The sequence below is a fragment of the Caulobacter sp. GW821-FHT11A05 genome, assembly GCF_058809015.1.
The window spans coordinates 1-857 of sequence record NZ_JBXASF010000034.1 but is presented as its reverse complement, the minus strand read 5'-3'; the positions used below and the strand labels follow the sequence as shown (position 1 = coordinate 857).

Sequence of the window (857 nt, the reverse complement as noted above, 5' to 3'; positions counted from 1 at the left end):
GTGAGGACGGAGAAGTCGTCGATGGCGCCGGAGACGCTGTCGGCCCGGGCATTGACCAGCCTGATCGTCGGATAGCGCGCCAGCTGCCGCCGCGCCTCGGCCAGGATGTCCAGCGGCGGCTTGTGATCGTGGCCGAGCAGGCCATGCGAATGGCCGGCGAAGCGATTGCGCGGCAGGCCCGTATCGAGAACGGTGACCTTGCGGCGGGCGCGACCGAGCTGCAGGGCGGCGGCGAGACCGGCAAAGCTGCCGCCGATGATGATGACGTCATCCATGGTGATGGGCTCCGTGGTGGGGATGGAGGAGGCTGGGCTGGGCCTGCCGCGGTGGCTTGCTTATTTCGGATACTGTATGGTATCGTAATGCAAGAATTTGGATACTGTCAAGGACTGGAATTGTCGTGACTGCAAACAGCCAGGCCCGGCGCGGCCGGCCCGCCAACGAGGCGCTTGGCCAAACCATCGTCGACGCCGCGTACGACCTCTTTGTGGAATTGGGTTTTCAAGCGACGACCTTGGACAAGGTCGCCAAGCGAGCGAGGATATCCAAGCTCAGCATCTATCGGCGCTTCGAGAACAAGGAGGCGCTGTTCGGCGCGGCCATCGCGGCCCACTGCAGCCAGTTTGCACCCCTGACCCTTATCGAAGGCGTCGGCGGCTCGGCCGAAGATCAGCTCATGGCGGTGGGATCATCCCTGCTTCGCACGCTGCTCAGCCCGGACGTCCGCGGTGTCGAAGCGATGATCATGGCCGACAAGACCAATCAAAAGTCGCTAAGCAAGCTCCAGTACGAAGCCGGCCCCGCCTATGTCATCGCCCAGATCGAGGCCCTGTTGCGTCAGTTGCACGCGAAGGCGG

At 63.7% G+C, this 857-nt stretch carries 2 protein-coding genes; one reads left to right on the top strand and one right to left on the bottom strand.

Going from position 1 to position 857, the window contains the following annotated elements; all coding sequences use genetic code 11:
- Positions 1 to 275, bottom strand: a 275-nt coding sequence (locus AC1RSK_RS24145) for an FAD-dependent oxidoreductase (protein WP_492910253.1), incomplete at its 3' end; no start/stop codon positions are given.
- A 125-nt stretch (positions 276 to 400) separates the two neighbouring features.
- Between AC1RSK_RS24145 and AC1RSK_RS24140 the strand changes: the two genes are divergently transcribed.
- Positions 401 to 857, top strand: a 457-nt coding sequence (locus AC1RSK_RS24140; RefSeq protein WP_492910252.1) for a TetR/AcrR family transcriptional regulator, incomplete at its 3' end; no start/stop codon positions are given.